This is a genomic window from Metamycoplasma auris 15026 (genome assembly GCF_000367765.1).
Lineage (GTDB): Bacteria > Bacillota_I > Bacilli_A > Mycoplasmatales > Metamycoplasmataceae > Metamycoplasma > Metamycoplasma auris_A.
The window spans coordinates 1-18,290 of the sequence record NZ_AORI01000001.1 but is presented as its reverse complement, the minus strand read 5'-3'; the positions used below and the strand labels follow the sequence as shown (position 1 = coordinate 18,290).

Sequence of the window (18,290 nt, the reverse complement as noted above, 5' to 3'; positions counted from 1 at the left end):
AAAAATAGGATTTAGCATTACTAAAAATGCAATCCTATTTTTTGTTATTTAAAAATAAGAAAAATCATTCTTACTTTAAGTATTTTTTAGCTTCTTTAAGAAAGTACGAGATATAAAAAAATTGCATAAAAAATAAAACTATAATAATAAAAAAAATGTTAAAATTTCTTGTGATAGAAAGGTTATTAAATATATGAAAGTATCAGTTTTAAAATATTCTATTTTTACTTTTAATACAAATTTAAAAAGAAAGAATTCAATAATTCTACCTTCCTTGGTTTTAATTGCTTCTTTTATTATTGGCTTTCTTTTTAAATTTGTAGTTCCTGAAATTTATAAAGAACTTTCTTCTTTTTTATATATTTTAGGATTGATGATAACAACAGTTATCTTTGCTTCCATTAAGTCTTTAAATATATTTAAAGACATGGAAAAAGAAGGCATTGAGTTGCTTGGATTATCGAAACCCATTACAAGAAAAAATCTTATTTTAGGTAAGCTATTAACATTATTTTTCTATGGTTTAATTTGGTCTTTAATTTTATTAGTTTCTTCCCTTATTTCACTATATGGAATTTATAGTCCTGCAAACTTATTTATTTATTCCTTTTTATTTTTATATGTAGGACTAAATGTTTATATGTTAATTGGACTTCTTGTTGCATTGATTGGTTATAAATTAAACCAAAAAATTGCTATGACAATTCCACTTGTAATTTTTATTCCTTTGGCTTTAGGAGGCTCTTTAATTTCAGCTAACGCAACAAGTAATATCAATAATGCAGCTTATTTTTTAAATGAAGAAAAAAACAATCATCTTTCAGGGAATGTAAGCAATACTGAATTATTTTATTTAAACAATAATCAAGATGAATTATTTATTATTCCAAATGGTGTGAATAATAAAGAATTTAGTAAAGGACAAAAAAATAATGAAGGTGGCCAAGAAAAATACTTAGAAACTATAGTTAATATTGCTAATAAGTCTTCTAGTGATTGACAAATTTATTCATGATTATCTCTTCCTTACCAATTTATTGATATTTTTAATGCAAAAAATAACAATGTTTTTGAATCTCTTTCCAAAAACAAATTTTCAAATTTAGATAAATATGTTTACTATAATGGCTTAGACAATATTGCTTATAAATATAAATTAACAAATAATGTTTCTCTAAATAAATACATAACTAAATCAAATTTTGATAGTACGAAACTTCAAGATAATTACATAGTTCCTGGTATTTTAAAAGCAAAATCGGTTATTGATAATGTAATTGATACAAATTTAATTTATGCAAGAGAAAATGCTGAAAATAAAGACGTTGATTTTCCTGAAGATGAATATACATCAAATGCTCCTGATATTGTAGGTAAAATCAAATGACAATATGTTTATGAGCTATTAAGATCAAAAAAATTCAATGAAATAGCAAAAGACTTCATTGAAAAAAACATTATTAAAGAAATTAATGATAAGAAATTAAAACTAAATAAATTATCTAAAAATGCTAAATTAGATGCAATTAATCAATTGTTATTAGATAAAATTTCTTCTTCAGTTTATCTAAGTGGAGCTGATAATCCTGATAATCCAATTACTAAAATAGAAGATAGTTCAGTGACAATTTTTGATAAAAAAGCAATTTTAGATAAAAAAATTGCAACTGAATTTGAAAGAAAAATCTATTTTGCAGTTGGTATTCTATACTACATTTATTTCAATTACCAAAATACAACCCTATTAGATGCCATGTTAAAAAAACCTATTCATTCAACATTTGGTAATAACCAAATTACTCTAAAAGTTAGCGGTTATAACTACAAAATCGGTGGCTATAGTTCATATGATACTGATATTAATGTCAGACCTCCAAAAAATGGAGAAAACAAAAATAAAGTTATTAAAAGATATAAATTAAATCAAAGTGATAATAACTTTTTATTCCAAAGCTCGGAAGTAAAATCAATTAAAAGAGATAAATTAATTGTTAATAAAAATATTTATTTTGTAATTTGATTAGGCATTATTGCTTTATTATTCGTTGGTGTTTTCAAATTGTATACAAGAAAGGATTATAAGTAATGAGTGCAATCTTAGAAGTAAACAATTTAAAAAAATTATTTGGGAAAACAAACCGTGGTGTTAACCAAATTAGTTTCAGTGTCCAAGATGGCGACTTTCATGCTTTTATAGGTGAAAATGGTGCTGGAAAAACAACAACAATTAAAAGCATTATTGGGGCTTATACAAATTTTGAAGGAAATATTCTAATTAATAATATTGATATAAAAAATGCCCAAGCAAAAGCAATTATCGGATATATTCCTGAAGTTGCTGATTTTCCTAAAGAACTAAGTGTTTATGAATACTTATATAATCTAGCTTACTTATCAAATATCAAAAAAGAAGAAATTAAAGAAAAAATTCATAAGTATCTAAAGCTATTTAACATTGAAAATCTAATTCATGACAAACCATATAACTTCTCTTCTGGTCAAAAGAAAAAAATCCTTTTAATTCAAGCTTTAATTCACAATCCAAGACTTTTAATTTTAGATGAACCTGCAGCTAACTTAGATCCTACTGCTAGATATGAACTTTTTAGCTTATTAAAAAAACTAAATCTAGAACAAAAAATCACAATCTTTATAAGCTCTCATGTTCTTGCTGAAATTGATAAATATGTTAATTCTGTGACCTTAATTCATAACGGAAATATTTTATATAATGGCAAAAAAAATCAATCTTTAGAAGATTTATTTTATGAAAAAATCATTAAAAATACTAACTAGTTTCTCTTTTATTTCTTTGCCATTATTTACAATAAGCTGCATCAAAAAAAACCCAAATACAGCAAACAATAACACTAACACAAAACCTTCTTCCAATCAAAACAATAACAAAAATATTAATGATTTTTCTATCGAAAAAGCTGCTTCAATTAATGCCCTTCTTGATTTTGTTTCTTCTAACAACAAAGAAAAGAAAGATTTATATATCTCCCAACAAAAAAATATTCCAACCTCAAAAATTAATGACCTAAAATTTGCTTTCATTTATGCACCACTTTTTGTTTTTAGTGATCCTATTGAAACTGGTGAATTTAAAATCTTAATTCGAGATGCTAACGAAACAATTAAAAATACCCTTTCTAAAGATTGATTATGAAGCTTAGATAATATTAATAAATTCAAATTTATCTATCATCCTTATGGTGATTTATTAGATGAATCTGATAAGAAAAAAATTGATGAATATATCAAAGTAAGAAACAAAAATCAATCTCTAATTCAACAAATAAAAAATAAGATTCCAGAAATCTATGAATTTGATATTCCAAACATTGAATTAAGTAAAGAATTTTTGTCTAATGTTGATAAGTTAGTTAATGAATCTAATTCAAATGATATTAGTAAGATAATAAAACTTTTATCTTGGGATAATGAGGATGAAAAAACCTTAAAGTCAAAGTTTTCTCGTGGAGCAAGTATTATTCAAAAAATTTCAAAATTGGAAGTTATATTAGAAAAACTTGAACTAGATGAGAAGAAGCACAACGAATGAAAGAAAAAGCCAGAAAATAGTAGTAAGACTGATGAAATAAACTTAACTTCTAAAAACTTTAATGATTATATTAAAAAGTTGAATAATGAAGACGATGGCTTTCTAGCTGATCAAGAGGATACACTTAATGAAATTTTACAAGAATTAATACCAACAGGGCGAGGCAAAAAACCTAAAGAAGTTGATGATAAAAAACTTCAAGAAATAAAGCAAAAAATTGAACCAATTTATCAAAAAATTAATGCTAAACTAGCTGATCTAATTGCTTTTAGTAAACTAAAAGATGATTATATTTTTACAAAAGATGAAGTAATTAAGAAAATAAAAGAGTCCTTATTAAAACTAGATAGATATAAAAATAAAAAAGCAATTTATTTAGTTTATGATGGAAACAAGGTTTTAAGACTTTGAAAATATACAACTAAAGATAATGGCAAAGAAAAAAATGTTGTTGAATTAATTCCCAATTTATTAGTGCTTGAAAATAAGAAAAATATAGACAAGCAACTAAAAAACCTTGAAACTGAAATAGCAAACGAAAGAGTAAGACAGTTTGAAAAAGACTATTCATCGCTTCTAAATGAAGTATTTAAACAAACCTTAAATAAAATAAATGACACAACAATAATCAACACTTTCAATGATGAACACTATATGGCTTACAAAGCAAAAGAACAATATAACCAATTTCTATTTGAAGTTTTAACTAAGATAAATAAAGAAGATTCTAAGATATATAAATATGTTATGAGGTTAATTGATGAAGAATAAAAATAAATTAATTATTGCTAGTTCTTTACTTAGTTTACTTCCAAGTTATTTCTTAGTGTCATGTATCACAACTAAACTGCCATTAGAAGTAAATAAATTAATTGAGGATAAATTTAATATTGCCTTAAGTTCTCAGGATCTAGAAGAAGTTAAAACCAAAAACTTTATTGATAGTTTAATTAAAAAGACTTTTAAAACTAATGAAGAAAAAAGAGTAATTTTTGAAAAAAGTCAAGAAAATAAGGAAGCTATATCTAAAGAATTTAAAGACCTTTCAAAAAAGTTTCTTGAAGCAAAAAATAAAGATAGCAAGAATAAAGATAAAGAGCAAATTGAAACTAAAAAAGCAAAAAAAGAACTAGAAGATTTTTATGCAAAAAATTGGTTATATATCATTCAAAATCTAAAAGAAACAGTTTGAACTTATGAAACTTGGTGAACTCTTCCAACTAAGGAAGGAAAAAATGGCCAAAAATATGCAACACACAGTAAAGAATTCCTTGACAAAATAAAACAATTAAATGAAGAGTATGAACCAAAAGAAAAAGTATTTCAAAATAACCATTTTATACATTTTCAAGAAGGCGATGAATCTAAAGAATCAAGTAGATATGTTTTCTATTTATCAAAATCTGATTTCTTAATGCGTATTTTAGTTTCAAAAAATAAAGACAATACTGAATTAAGTTTTGATAAATTTATTTATTTTCCACCAAGAAATGAACAAGCTGGTGCAAGAAAAAAAGATGTTTCAATAAAAATTCTTTCAGATGCCATTCACCAAGGAGTAATTCATGGGGATAAGGCTGGATATGATAGTTTCGAAAAAGTTTTGGTGCACAATAATGGTTTTCCAGCATTAGGTATTTTAATTGACAAGGAGGTTTGAAATGCATATAATAAAGAAAAAAAGATGGAATAAAAAATTCTTAGTTATAATGCCGTTTCTAACTTTCTTACCTTTGGTTTCTCTTTCATGTGTTACTAAGGAAAATATAAATAAAAATAATGCAGATATAAATATTAATAAATCACAAAAAGAAGAAGCAAAGAATAATAAGGAAACAAACTGAAATACATTTTTAAAATATGAATATATTGATTTGCTTTTAAGATTAAACTTCGAAAATAAAGAAGAAAGAGATAAATATATTGAAAGCCAAAAAAAACGTGACGAAGCTTATCTTAATGAAATCAAAGAAGCTTTGTATTATACAAATGCAGTCGCTTTGTCTCATCATGTAACAGATAATGTTGTCTATGAGGAATTTTCTTCAAAATTGGATAAGCTTTTTACAGAGGATTGGCTTTGATTCTTATTTAACTTAGACCGCTTTACTTTCATTAACTATGAAGTATTTAATGGCTTTAAAGGGGAATTTGATCATCTAAATGAAGACCTCCAAAAAAATGCCCAAAAACTAGGTGCTTTCAACCGTCCAAAAACAAATCAAATTTATAGTTATGCAGTTTGAAATAATAAACCTGATACTTATAATGACTGAATTAAAGAAGTGCATTTCATTACCAAAGAAGGAATTATTTTCAAAGCCGATCTTAAAAAGGATAAAAAAACTAAAAAAATATCAACAACAATTTTTAGATATTCATATATCTATCCTGATTTATTTAATAATGAAAAAAGAATTAAAGATGATTTTGATTTAGGTAGATATGTATCTGTTTTAAAAAAGGGTGAAGGTGTTCTAAGCAAGGATGGTAATAAAAGAGAAGGCAGCGCTGAAAAAATTCTTTTTGATGAAACTTTTGGGGGTGAACCATTACGTTATACCATTGTTGATATTGATAACAAAGAAGCATCTAAATCTTAAGTTAGGCAAAAAAATAAAATAAAAAACTAGAAGAATAATTGTTTATTTTCTAGTTTTTTTGTTGCTTTTTTAGAATGAAATTTTAATTTTTCTTGCGAAATTTAAAAGTAATAATTGCTAAACTAACAAATAAAATAGCAATTCCTAAAGATATTAAAATAAATACATAAATAGGTTGGTTAAATAATAAAGATTGCTTGCTATTTCATCCATAATTAATTAAGCTTACAGGATAACTAAATGGCATTGTTATAGCAATGATTCTTAGAGCTTCTGATTTTATAATGATACTAATTGGTAAATACATTCCTGATATAAAAGCAGGTGGTAAATAAAAAAGCATTGAAATTGCATTTGCACTCTTGTAATCCTTAGTGATAGTTGCAACAATTAGGCCAAGAGAAGAACAAATTATAGAAAGAAATATCATGCCAAGAATTATGTAACCAAAATTGATTGTAACAAGGGGCAGTTGTTTATATCAAATTAAAGAAAAAAGAAAAATTCAAAGCCCACTAAGTCAAATTAGAATTGTATAAAATGAAATAATGCTTGCAACAAAAATTCAAGGTTTTAAAGGAAGTAAAGAGATACGCTTATAAATAATGGTTTCTTTTAGATCGCTAAAAGACATAGCAAGTGAAACAATGCCTACAACAGGAGCTGCTGAAGCAATCATGCCTGGGAACTAAGTTTTTGATTGAAAATGTTGGAATCGCACTTAGAATTAATAAAAACATAATGGGAAAAATAAAAGCAAAAAAGACATTATGAAATGATTTTCTTCAATAGTTAAAAAGTAAGCCATACATTGCTTTGAATTGTCTTAACATCTTATTTACCTTCTTTTTTATTAGAATTAATCTTTTTTAAATAGTAATCTAGAAGTGTTTCATTTTGCTTAAGAATATCTTGCACACTTGTATCATCAATTATTTGTCCATGATCTAAGAAAATTACTCTTTCGCATAATTCTTTAATTTCATTAAGATTATGACTAACTAAAATTAAAGTCATCCCCTTATTTTTTATTTCTTGTTTTAAAAGATTGATAATTTCAAGTTGATTTTCGACATCAAGTCCTGTTGTAATTTCATCACCAATATAAATTTCAGGATTATTGAACAAAGAAACAAATAAATTAAGTCTTTGGCGCTGACCGCCTGAAAGAGCATTAATTTTTTGTTTAAAAAGTTCTTTAAGATTGAATTTTTCAATCATTTGATTGAAATATTCTTTGTCAATAATACCTTTATATAGTGTTTGATAGAATTTTATTAATTCTTTGACATTAATAAAATTTGGATAAACTTGGGATTGAAAACTAATTCCAATTTTATATGGAATTTTTTCTTTTGGAAAAGCATAAATAACTTCGCCTGTTGTTGGATTTTTTGTGTTAGCAATAATTTCAACTAATGTTGATTTACCAGCACCATTGGCACCAAAAATAGCAACACTAGTTCCTTTTTTTATACTTAAATTAATTGGACCTAATACCAGTTTGTTGCCATATTTTTTCGTTACATTTTTAATCTCAATTAAACTCATAATATTAACAAACCTTCTTTTCTATTTATATATTGTAGTCCTAAAAAAATAAAAGTAAATTAAAGTTTTGTTAGTCCTTAAAAACTTCTAAAAACTTTTTTTTGCAAGCAAAAAACTTTTCTAAAATTAAAAATAAAATAGGCCTAAAAAACACTTTTAACCTAAATTAAACAATAATTGGATTATCTAATTAAAATGTTAAAATAATTTAAAATGTTTCTTTTTGTATATCATAAGGAATTTAAAAATGAAAATTAGAATTGAAAAGATTATTGCCTTATTTTTAGGTATTTCAAGATTAAAAGTAAAGAAAATCATTAGACAAAAACGAATTTCAATTAATGATGAAATAATAGATAAACCTATCTTAGTAAACCCTGAGGTTGACATCATAAAAATAGATAATGAAATTGTTAGCTATGAAGCTTATAGTTATTATCTTTTTAACAAACCTTCTGGCTACATCACTTCTAATTTTGATACTAAAAACCAAACTATTTTTGATATTTTACCTTTAGATAGAAAGAAATTCTTTGCTTATGGAAGACTAGATAAAGATACTGAAGGGCTTCTTATTATTAGTAATGATGGCAAAGTTGGGCATCAAATTATGAATTCAAAATTTCAAATTGAAAAGAAATATTATTTTGAAATTGATAGTATTTTTGATGACAAAATAAAAAAACACTATCCTTCAGTTATCAAAATTGAAAATGATTATTTGGTTACAAAATACAAATTTGAATTCATTAATGAATCAAGTGGCTATTTAAGTATTTATGAAGGGAAATTTCATCAAGTAAAGCAAATGCTTAAATTCTTTGGATTTAATGTTACATATTTAAAAAGAATAAAAATTGGAAACCTAAGTTTAGAAAATCTTGAATTAGGGCAATTAAGAAAGATATCAAAAGAAGAGTTAATGGAAGTTTTTAATTAAAAGGTTAAAATTAAGATTTAATTAGTTTTTGTTGGTCATTTTTTAAAATTTTAGATAGATTTAGATAATTAAACTTACTAGTTAATTTGTTCTTTTTTGTTATTTACTAATTAAGAATAGAGTTCCTAATTTTTATGCAGACGAAATAAAAAGGGCAATATTACCCTTAATTTTTCAATCTTTGATAAAAAGACTGAAAAAATTGTAAAAAAATTTCTGTTTTAGACACTATATACCAATAATTTTTTTAACTTGAGAATGTATTTTATGCTTCCAAGATATTGCTAATCTTCCTTTTTTCAATTGGTTATTTTCTTTATTAATCTTTGGTAAATATATAAACATTTTTATTATTACAAATCGTATATAACTCTGTAAAACCAAGATTATTATTTGCAATTATACAAATTCTAAAATTAATAAAAAAATGTAGGTAATTAAACCTACATTTGTTTCTTTTTTTAACCTGGATACAAGACCAAATGATGGCTGAAACTAATCCATTAATAAACAAGAAAACTATGTTTATATGTAACCATTATAAAATACATTTTTTGCTTCTATTATATTTTCTTACTTGTTTTAATAGAAGCATCCTAATATATAAGGATATATAGTTTACTATAAATAATTTATTGACTTTAAAAGTTAAAAAAACTATAGACATAATAGTTTATAGTAGTTCTGTCTCCTTGTTTCACCATCTCAAATGGTAGGAGGGTCAGCTAGAACTAGACTGTCAATGTAGTTCTTTTAAGAACATTTGTATTATAGTATATATTTTTTCTTTTGTTTTCTAAGAGGGAAGACACCTAAGCTTAGTTAGAAACATACTATAATCTGCTTAATAACAAGGATATATGTTTCTAAAACAATCCTAACATATTATGTTTTATTTCCCCAAACTATAATGTAAGAATAAAATTAAAAATTACAATAAACAAACCCATATAATATCTAGCTTTTTTATATAATAAATATTAGATTAAAAAGCATATGGAGAAAAAAAATAGAATGAGTAGCTTAAAAGAAGAATATCTAAAAAAAGCAGAAGAGCTAAAACTTACAAACGAATTAAATGGAGATCAAAAAGACCTTATCAAATTAATACTTGGTAAATTTGATGATAATGATAAAAATTTACAAAATGTTTACCAATTTTTGATTAAAAGAATCAAACTAGGATTTGTTTTTGATGTTGCACCAAGTGTTGATGCAAAACAAATAGCTTTACTTAAGAAGAATGATAGCTTATCATTTGGTAATTTTATGGATCCTAACCAAAATTACTTAATCATAGGAGAAAACTATGATGCACTTAAGAATTTATTAGTAATTGAGAGAGAGAGAGAGAGAGAGCAAACTTCTTCTAAGTTTGATGTAATCTATATTGATCCTCCATATAATACTGAATCTTCAAGAACTGATGGTAATAACCTTAGTGAAAAAGATGATGTAAGCGCTTCTAAATTTATATACCGTGACAAATTTAGTCGCACTGGCTGACTAAATATGCTAAATGAAAGACTTATAATGGCTCGCCAACTTCTAAAGGAAGATGGTGTAATTTTTGTTTCAATTGATGATAGCGAACAAGCCTATTTAAAAGTTTTAATGGATGAAATTTTTGGGGAAGAAAATTTTGTAGCAAATATAATTTGACAAAAGAAAAATACAGGAGGTGGAGCTGGCAAAGCCAACATAGATATAGAGACTGAATTCATATTAGTTTATTCAAAAAACAAAGATAAAGTGAAATGAAATAAGAAAGAAGTAGATAGCGCAGAGTATACACTTAAAGATGAATACTATAATGAAAGAGGTTTTTATAAATTAGAGGACATAGACCATAGATCATCTAAAAGTAAATTTAAATATACTGAAGGTGGAGATTATTTAATAGAAGCACCTGATGGAACATTTTTTAAAAATTATAGAAACATAAAGAAACCTAAATCATATGTTTATCTGCCGGGTAAACAATTATTTGATTTTTTAAACAAAAATGGATTTATTGAATTTAAACAAATAAAAAAAGATGGCCAATTAGTATGAAAAGCTATTAAAAAAGTTTATGAAAAAGTTATTGTTTCAAAAAATGAGAATAATTCGTATGATATTGTTTCACGTGAAAAAGGTAATAATTTTTCAAATATATATAATGAATGCACAACAACACACGGAACACAACTTTTAATATCAATATTAAATAATACAGATTTTGAAACTCCTAAACCCTTGCAATTATTGAAATTTTTAATAAATTTAAATCCGAAGAGAAACGCTAGAGTTTTAGATTTCTATGCAGGTTCAGGAACTACAGGTCATGCAGTAATGGAACTTAATAAACAAGATGGTGGAAATAGAAGTTATACTCTTGTAACAAATAATGAAAATAATATTGGTAAAGACATTTGCTATGAAAGATTACATCGCATAAACAAAGGCCTTGGCACTAATGGCGACTCAAATTTTAAATGAATTAAGAAAAACAATCCATATGATTCAAATCTTAATGTATTTGAAATTGAATATTTTGATAGCTCAATATTTAGCAATGCTGATGATAATGAAAAAATCAAAAAAACTTTTATAAAAGAGTTACAAGACTTTGACATTAAAAATATTGAATTAAATAATCTTGAAATACTAAGAAATCTAAATGCCCTAAAACCTATTTCAAAGGATAAAGATGATGCAACTAACTAATTCACAAAATAAAGTAGTTGAAAAGATTGTTTCGAAATATGACATTGAAAATAAGAAGATTATTGAATTTCAAGCCCCAACTGGTTCTGGAAAAACATTTATGATTTTAAATGTTATTGACAAACTAATTCAGCAAAATCCACATGAAAAATTTTGCTTTGTCATAATAACGCTTTCAGCCGCAAAATTACCTAAGCAAATGCATTTTAATTTCTTGGAATATAAACAATATTTAATCAATAAAGATCTTGAAATTGAACATATAACTTCCCCTTCTTCAAGTGATAAATCTAAAAAATTTAACAAAGACAAAGACCGTCACTACCAAATTCTTGCTAAACAAAATAAAATACTTATTTTTGGTAATCAATCATTTGGACAAAAAAGAATTTTTAGTGAAGAAGGAATAATTGATTCATTTTTATCTCAAATTGAAAATGAAGAATTCAAATTGGTTTATATTCGGGATGAAGCACACCTTGGTGGTGAAATTGATGAAAAGAAAATAAAGTTTCTTGATCTTGACTCAAATGCTAATATTGATAAGTTACTAGCCAAAACAAAAGATGCATCTGTACATTATGAAGTTGCTTTTCAAAAAAATGCCCATTTTATTATTAAAATGACAGCAACTCCTAAAGGACATAATGAACTTATTTCATTAACTGAAAATGATCTTAAAGAAGATGACATTCTTTTACTTAAAAAAAATGGAATATACAACGAAAAACTAGATGAAATTCAAGAAGAAACAATTACAAATAAACAAATTTTAGAAGTTGCTTGTAAAAAGTTTAAATTCATTAAAGATAGATATGCAGATGTAGATAAAGAACCAACGCTAAAAAATATCAATCCTGCAATGTTAATTCAAGTTAATAATAAAGATGCATCAAATAAAGAAATATTTGATGCTAACATTAATGAAATCCTTGAGGTTCTTAAGGCTCATAATCTTAATTATGTAAAGTATTTTGGGGAAGATGATATTGATTCAAATATAAGACTTAATTCTTATTCATTGAATGCAATTTCTAAAAATAGTAGTGATGTTGATGTCGTTATTTTTAAATTAGGTCCAGCTACTGGTTGAAATATTCCGCGTGCTTGTATGCTAGTGCAACTACGTAATGTTTCATCTGCTTCATTAAGTATTCAAACTCTGGGCAGAATTAAAAGAAATCCAAATCCTAATGAAGAAGCTAAGCAAAATTCGATATCTTTTAATTATTACTATTATTCAAATGTTTCTGAAACAAGGAAAAATCATATTAATATCTTTTTAAAGGATCAATATAAAAATGAAACTTTCAAAGTTGGATATATTGATAAGCAAGAAATCCAAAAAATGATTCAAAATGAAAATTATGTTAATGAGCTTATACGAACTCTTGATATAAATTTAATAAAAGATGAGTATGAAAAATATAAAAATGAATATCAAAAATATGGATATATCCCAATTTATACCGAACACTTTGGCAAAAAGAAAGTTGTTACTGATAAAATAAGCAACAGCATCGATCTTGAAATTTTTAAAGAGAATTTCTTAAGCAAAAACAAAATGTATTTTTCTAGTGGCACAATTCAAGCTATTGAAAACTTTAAATACAATGATTTTAAACGCCAAAATACATTTGGTTATGATGATTTTTCAATCAATCTATTTTGATTAATAATTGCTAAAAACTATTTAAGTCAAATCAAAGATATCTTTTATACAAAAGTTAACAAAGAAACAAATTCCAATAAAGCAGTTTACAAAATAAAAACTAACCATTTACTACCTGAAAGAACTGATTTTTTTGTAGATGATCTAAGAAAGCATATGATTAATTTACCATTTAATGAATATGCTTATTTAAACAAAAATGAAGAAGGCTTAGCAAATAACCAATACTTTGATTCAGCCACTGAAGAGAAATTCATTAGTTTACTTAAAGATTATGAAGTTATAGAACTAACTGATGAATACAAAATCAAAGTATGAACCAAAAACCCTGTTTTTCAAGGTATTTTTTTAGAATATTTCAATAGTGATAATGAAATATTAAAAGCATATCCTGATTTTATTTTTAGAATTATTGATAAAAATGATGAAAAAAAATATCATGATTTTTATATTGAAATTAAAAGCCTTGAAGACATTGATGAAAAGAAAACTAAAATGCTAATCAAGTCATATAAACGATACATAAACAAAAAAGAAATCAATCTATTTGAAGATAATAACTTTAATATTACATTACTACTTTTAAAGCTTAATAAAAACAAAACAAATGATGTCCAATACTATGGAGCAAGTTTCAATGAAGAAATTAATAATATACTAAACTCGATTGAACTTAATGCTAAAAATAGCGGAATAGGTAAACTTAAAGACTTTTTTAAATTATCAATTCTAAATAACTAAATAATCTTAAACTATCAAACTAAAATTGCTTGATAGTTTTTTCTTCTTAATTTAAGTTAAAAGCTTTATTTATAGGTTTTAATCTAGTACTATAGTTCTAGTAAATCAGCAAGATTTTGAACATATTTCAATATCTTGTGTTTTTTTTATTCTTTTTTGTTTAACACGTCAATTTTATAGCTTCGCAAGTTTTCTATGTTTGGTCTAAACCTATTGTCTTGTGAAGGCTTAATTTTCTTTTATTTTAAAAAATAAGACTATTTTTTCTACATTCATGCATCAAGAAATATAACCTAATATAATTTATTAATAGTTAGTATAAAGGTTGGATTAAAGATGAATAAAATGAAAGCTTTCGTAGTAAAAGGACCTAAAGAATATAGTGTTGAGCTAATTGATATACCAAAACCGCTAAATAATGAAGTTTTAGTTAAATTGGAAACTAGCGGTGTATGTCATACAGATTTGCATATAGCTAATAATGATTGACCTAGACAACCTAAATATCCAATGGTGCCTGGCCATGAAGGAATAGGAATTGTTACAAAAATAGGCCCTAATTGCAAAAAAATAAAAGTTGGGGATCGAGTGGGTATTGGTTATATGTTTAGTGCATGTGGCCAATGTGAATATTGTGTAGGAGGCAAAGAAATTTTGTGTCCTTCTAGAGTTGTTACTTCATTAACTAAACCAGGAACTTTTGCTCAGTATACGATTGGTAATGAAGATTATGTTTTACCTATACCAAATAATTTAGATATTTTAGGTGGGGCTCCTATATTATGTGGTGGAGTAACTAGTTACAAGGCACTTAAGCAAGCTAATTTAAAAGTAGGTGATTATGTTGCTATCATTGGCATTGGTGGACTAGGGCATTTTGCTATAGCATATGCTAAGGCAATGGGACTAAATATTATTGCTATTGATATTAATAATAAGAAATTAGAATCAGCTAAAAATGAAGGTGCACATTACACATTTAATGCTAATTATTTCTCATTAGTTGAGCAAATTAAAAGCATTACAAATGGTGGTGTGCACGCAGTAATTAATACATCAGTTGCAACTAACTCAGCTATACTTGGTATGTCTATTTTACGTAGGGCTGGCAAACAAGTATTAGTAGGAGTACCTCCGAAAGATAAAAATAACAAAATTGAATTTCCTTTGTCCATATTAGCTACAATTTCAGGCGAACAGCAAGTATTAGGTTCTGTCGTTGGTACAAGACAAGATACTAAAGAAGCACTAGCATTAGGTGAAAAAGGTATAATATCTAAAGTTGGCCAAGTAATTAGCTTAGAGCAAATAGGGGAAGTTTTTGAAAAGCTATCTAAAGGGGAATTAATTGGGAGAGCTGTGATTGACTTTAGAATTAATAAATAAGATTAATTAGTTATTATTAAGCAATTAAAAACGAGCAGTTCTTGCTCTTTTTTATTAGTTTATAAAAAAACCAGATGCTAATTAAAGCATCTAGTCATTAAAATTTAAATTTTAATTAACGAGCAGTTTCGTATGTTTGTAAAACTAGGTCGTTTAATTCTTTAGCTTCATTAACGTCAGCTATAGCTGGTGCATAGTTATCTTCAATGATAGCGTCAAGTCTTTGTTTTCTTTTTAGAGCAAGAATTTTTTCAATAGGAGTTGCTCCGAACATAAAGATTACATAAGCAATGAATAGTCCAGAAGTTGCTGCATAACCGATTATGTCAGAATTTGATTTTTGAGCAATTGATAATCCTAAGGAAATGAATGGGTCAATCATCTTGAATAGTAATGTTCCCATAACCATGATGATTGCAATGTATCCAGCTCACAAGGTGTGTTTATTCTTTTCAACTTCAATGAAGTTTTTCTTTCTATTTTCGATAACACCAACTACAGCCATTACGATAAATGCAAAGGAGAATAGAGCCATTCAGTCAGCCATTAGGTCTGAGAATGATAGTAGAGCACTCATGTGCTTACCATAAGTTCCATCTACATCTTTTCAAGTAGTTTGTGTGTAAGCATAAGCTCCAATAATTGTTAGAACTAATGCTAAAGGAACAGATAGAATTAATGAGAATAGAGCACCAACAATTGGCATCTTGCTATTTTTCATGTATCTATAAGCCTTAACTGGAAGATAAATTTCACCTTCCTTAACTAAGTCTTCAACGAAACGTGTACATCACATTGAGAATCCGTTAAGAACTCCAAGTACCCCAATAGCAATGCAAATGTTAATTACACCAAATGCTCATCCGTGACCTTTTTGTTTTAATAGACCTCCATAGTCATAGAATCCACCAGTTTTAGCACCAAGTGACATTGCTAATGCAATGATGATGTAAATAGCTGTGATTGAGAATAGACCTACTACTAAAACAGCAGGTGTTTTTTCTGGGTTCTTCATTTCTGATTGGATACCTGCAGATACATAGAATCCATCAAAAGCAAAGAAGATACCAGCAAATGAACCAAAAATTCCTAAGAATGGTGTTAAACCTAAGAATGATGTAGATTTACTATTAAATAGGTCAGTAGCTTTAACTGCTTTTCAAAATTCTTTGTCATGTGTTTGAACACGTAGACCAAAGAAAATGAAACCTATAATAACAATAGCTACTAAAGGAATGAACTTAAATGAGGTTATAATGATGTTTTGAATGTTACCAGCACGTCCACTTAGACCAGCTGAGAATAACATTCAAACTGTCATTGCTAAACCAATTCCAAAGTAAATTCAAGGTGCTGCAGGAGCTGCTGCGCCGAAGTTAGGAGTTACGCCAAATCCGTCAAGTCCATCTTGGAATTGAACTATAACATAGTAAGGCATAAAGAAGTATGTAAGTGGTAAATATAAGTAAGTCATGAAGAACTTATTAGCTTTATAAATAGCTAAAGTGTTGAATGCCTTACTTCAACCAATCATACCTAAGTTGTCATTACGCCCAGATGCTACTTCTACTAATGCTAGTGCTAGAGTAATAACAGCAAAACCAGCTATTAGTCACACTAGGATAGCTCATAATATATTTCCAGCCGAGTTTTCTAAAACTGATTTTGCCCGTAGAAATATACCAACACCGATTGTTGAACCAATAACAACAAGGATTGCTGCAAAGAACCCAATTTTCTTTGTTGGGCTCGATGTAACAACCATTTGTTCGTCGGCCATGATATTTCCTTTCAGATAAATTAAATAAAATTTTTGAATTAGATACACCAAGATTCAAGGCTATAATACTTATAGCAAAAGCATTAAGTAGATGTATCCAATTTAAATTATAATTTATTAAATATATAATGCTTTAAATTGAATAAGTTTATAAGTATATTTATATTAATATTAAGGAATATTCAGTAATATTGAATAATTATTGGAAAGATAAATCAATACTCTTGAGTGTTTTTTAATTTGTTAATTAAAGTCTTTAGAAAGATCTTATTTTGATTAGATTCTAGAGATGTAAAAACTAAGATATAAACTGACTAAGAAGAATTTTGAAATAAGCAAACTTTTTTAAGATATAAAAATAGACTTTAGGGCTGCTTATAGTAAGCAAATTTCCTTAAGTCTATTTTTATATATTAGTAGATTATTTAAGATTTTTTAGAGCTTCTTCAATTTTGTCTTTGTAGGAAACTAAAAGTTTTTCAGATGCATAAGCTTTTTTTTCTAAAGATAGAATTTCTTCTTCATACTCTTCTTCTAGTTCACTAATTGCTTCTGCTTTTTCATTTAGTTTTTCTAGTTGTTTATCAATTTCTTGGTTTTCTTTATCTAAGGCAGTTTTTTCTTCTTGTAATTTGTTTTGGTAACTAATTAAAGAAGCTAATTCAGTTTCAAGTTCTCATAATGAACCTTGAATGTCTTTTAGATTTTTAGTATATAGATTTATAAGACTTTGACTTTTACTTTTATTGTAATCTTTGTTTTCTTTTCTTATTTCAGCATCTACTCTATTATATTCTTTATTTAGTATATCTAAAGTTGTGGAAGCTTCGCTAGTTTCTTTTTCTTTTTTATTTAAGGAGTTCTTGATATTACTAATTGAAATGTTTCTTTTTCTTTCATTTTCTTCCTTAAATTTAGAAAGTTTTTCAATTGTTGAATCTATAATTTCAATTTCTTCAGAAGTATCTATAATATTGTTTAAATATGTTTCGTATGATTCTTTTGTTTTTCCAGTTTCATATAAGATATATTTATCAAAATCTTTTAAGCCATTAGAAAATTGAGTTAGTAATTTTTTAACTTCAATTTTTTCTTTTCTTTCCGATTCTAATAAATGATTGATCTCTTCAGTGTCATTTTTAAATTTTTCATCAATTTCTTTTATTTTTGACTCTTCCCCAGATTTTAATGACATTAATTCTTTTTTTAGTGCTTCTAATTTTCTACTTATTTCATTTCTTTTAGAGTTTATTGATATACCTAAGTTTGCTAGTGTATCTGTGTAACTTATTTTTTCAGCATATGCATTAATTTCTTCACTAGCATCTTTTAGTGATTCA

The 18,290-nt window shown here is 26.2% G+C and carries 13 protein-coding genes; 9 read left to right on the top strand and 4 right to left on the bottom strand.

Annotation, left to right across the window (positions count from 1 at the left end; translation table 4 throughout):
* Window positions 1–193 precede the first annotated feature (193 nt).
* From MAU_RS00065 to MAU_RS00045, 5 genes are read left to right on the top strand one after another with little or no spacing between them, the layout of a single operon-like run.
* On the top strand, window positions 194–2,086 hold the full coding sequence (locus tag MAU_RS00065; protein ID WP_004423014.1) for an ABC transporter permease: 1,893 nt from the start codon (window positions 194–196) through the stop codon (window positions 2,084–2,086).
* Complete coding sequence (locus MAU_RS00060) at window positions 2,086–2,796, top strand: ABC transporter ATP-binding protein (protein ID WP_004423012.1); 711 nt, start codon at window positions 2,086–2,088, stop codon at window positions 2,794–2,796. The genes MAU_RS00065 and MAU_RS00060 overlap by 1 nt, the downstream gene beginning before the upstream one ends.
* Window positions 2,768–4,339: an aromatic motif membrane protein gene (locus MAU_RS00055; RefSeq protein ID WP_004423010.1), complete on the top strand. Its 1,572-nt coding sequence runs from the start codon at window positions 2,768–2,770 to the stop codon at window positions 4,337–4,339. Before MAU_RS00060 ends, MAU_RS00055 begins: the two co-directional genes overlap by 29 nt.
* Window positions 4,329–5,261 carry an aromatic motif membrane protein gene (locus MAU_RS00050; RefSeq protein ID WP_004422993.1) on the top strand — a complete coding sequence of 311 codons (933 nt, stop codon included), beginning with the start codon at window positions 4,329–4,331 and terminating at the stop codon, window positions 5,259–5,261. Before MAU_RS00055 ends, MAU_RS00050 begins: the two co-directional genes overlap by 11 nt.
* A gap of 16 nt (window positions 5,262–5,277) precedes the next feature.
* Complete coding sequence (locus tag MAU_RS00045) at window positions 5,278–6,171, top strand: aromatic motif membrane protein (protein ID WP_193741203.1); 894 nt, start codon at window positions 5,278–5,280, stop codon at window positions 6,169–6,171.
* Window positions 6,172–6,253: 82 nt separating this feature from the next.
* Here MAU_RS00045 and MAU_RS00040 read toward each other — a convergent pair whose 3' ends face one another.
* On the bottom strand, window positions 6,254–6,850 hold the full coding sequence (locus MAU_RS00040) for an ABC transporter permease (RefSeq protein ID WP_004422988.1): 597 nt from the start codon (window positions 6,848–6,850) through the stop codon (window positions 6,254–6,256).
* 155 nt (window positions 6,851–7,005) lie between these two features.
* Window positions 7,006–7,722 carry an ABC transporter ATP-binding protein gene (locus tag MAU_RS00035; protein WP_004422987.1) on the bottom strand — a complete coding sequence of 239 codons (717 nt, stop codon included), beginning with the start codon at window positions 7,720–7,722 and terminating at the stop codon, window positions 7,006–7,008.
* Window positions 7,723–7,969: 247 nt separating this feature from the next.
* Here MAU_RS00035 and MAU_RS00030 point away from each other — a divergent pair, with 247 nt between their 5' ends.
* The 4 genes from MAU_RS00030 to MAU_RS00015 all read left to right on the top strand — a co-directional run bounded on the left by MAU_RS00030 (window position 7,970) and on the right by MAU_RS00015 (window position 15,170).
* On the top strand, window positions 7,970–8,662 hold the full coding sequence (locus tag MAU_RS00030) for a pseudouridine synthase (protein WP_004422985.1): 693 nt from the start codon (window positions 7,970–7,972) through the stop codon (window positions 8,660–8,662).
* Between the two features lie 996 nt (window positions 8,663–9,658).
* The gene (locus MAU_RS00025) at window positions 9,659–11,371 is read left to right on the top strand and encodes a site-specific DNA-methyltransferase (RefSeq protein WP_238543378.1); all 1,713 of its coding nucleotides are present in this window, start codon (window positions 9,659–9,661) and stop codon (window positions 11,369–11,371) included.
* A complete protein-coding gene (locus MAU_RS00020; protein WP_004422981.1) occupies window positions 11,358–13,784 on the top strand; it encodes a DEAD/DEAH box helicase family protein in 2,427 nt (808 codons plus the stop codon). Before MAU_RS00025 ends, MAU_RS00020 begins: the two co-directional genes overlap by 14 nt.
* A 345-nt stretch (window positions 13,785–14,129) precedes the next feature.
* Window positions 14,130–15,170 (top strand): zinc-dependent alcohol dehydrogenase, encoded by a 1,041-nt coding sequence (locus tag MAU_RS00015; RefSeq protein ID WP_004422979.1) that lies wholly within the window; start codon window positions 14,130–14,132, stop codon window positions 15,168–15,170.
* Between the two features lie 115 nt (window positions 15,171–15,285).
* Here MAU_RS00015 and MAU_RS00010 read toward each other — a convergent pair whose 3' ends face one another.
* Together MAU_RS00010 and MAU_RS03595 are read right to left on the bottom strand one after the other, a co-directional pair.
* Window positions 15,286–16,950, bottom strand: a complete 1,665-nt coding sequence (locus MAU_RS00010; RefSeq protein WP_004422975.1) for an APC family permease — start codon at window positions 16,948–16,950, stop codon at window positions 15,286–15,288.
* A gap of 421 nt (window positions 16,951–17,371) precedes the next feature.
* Window positions 17,372–18,290: hypothetical protein (locus tag MAU_RS03595; protein WP_040543733.1), on the bottom strand; the 919-nt coding region annotated here is incomplete at its 5' end.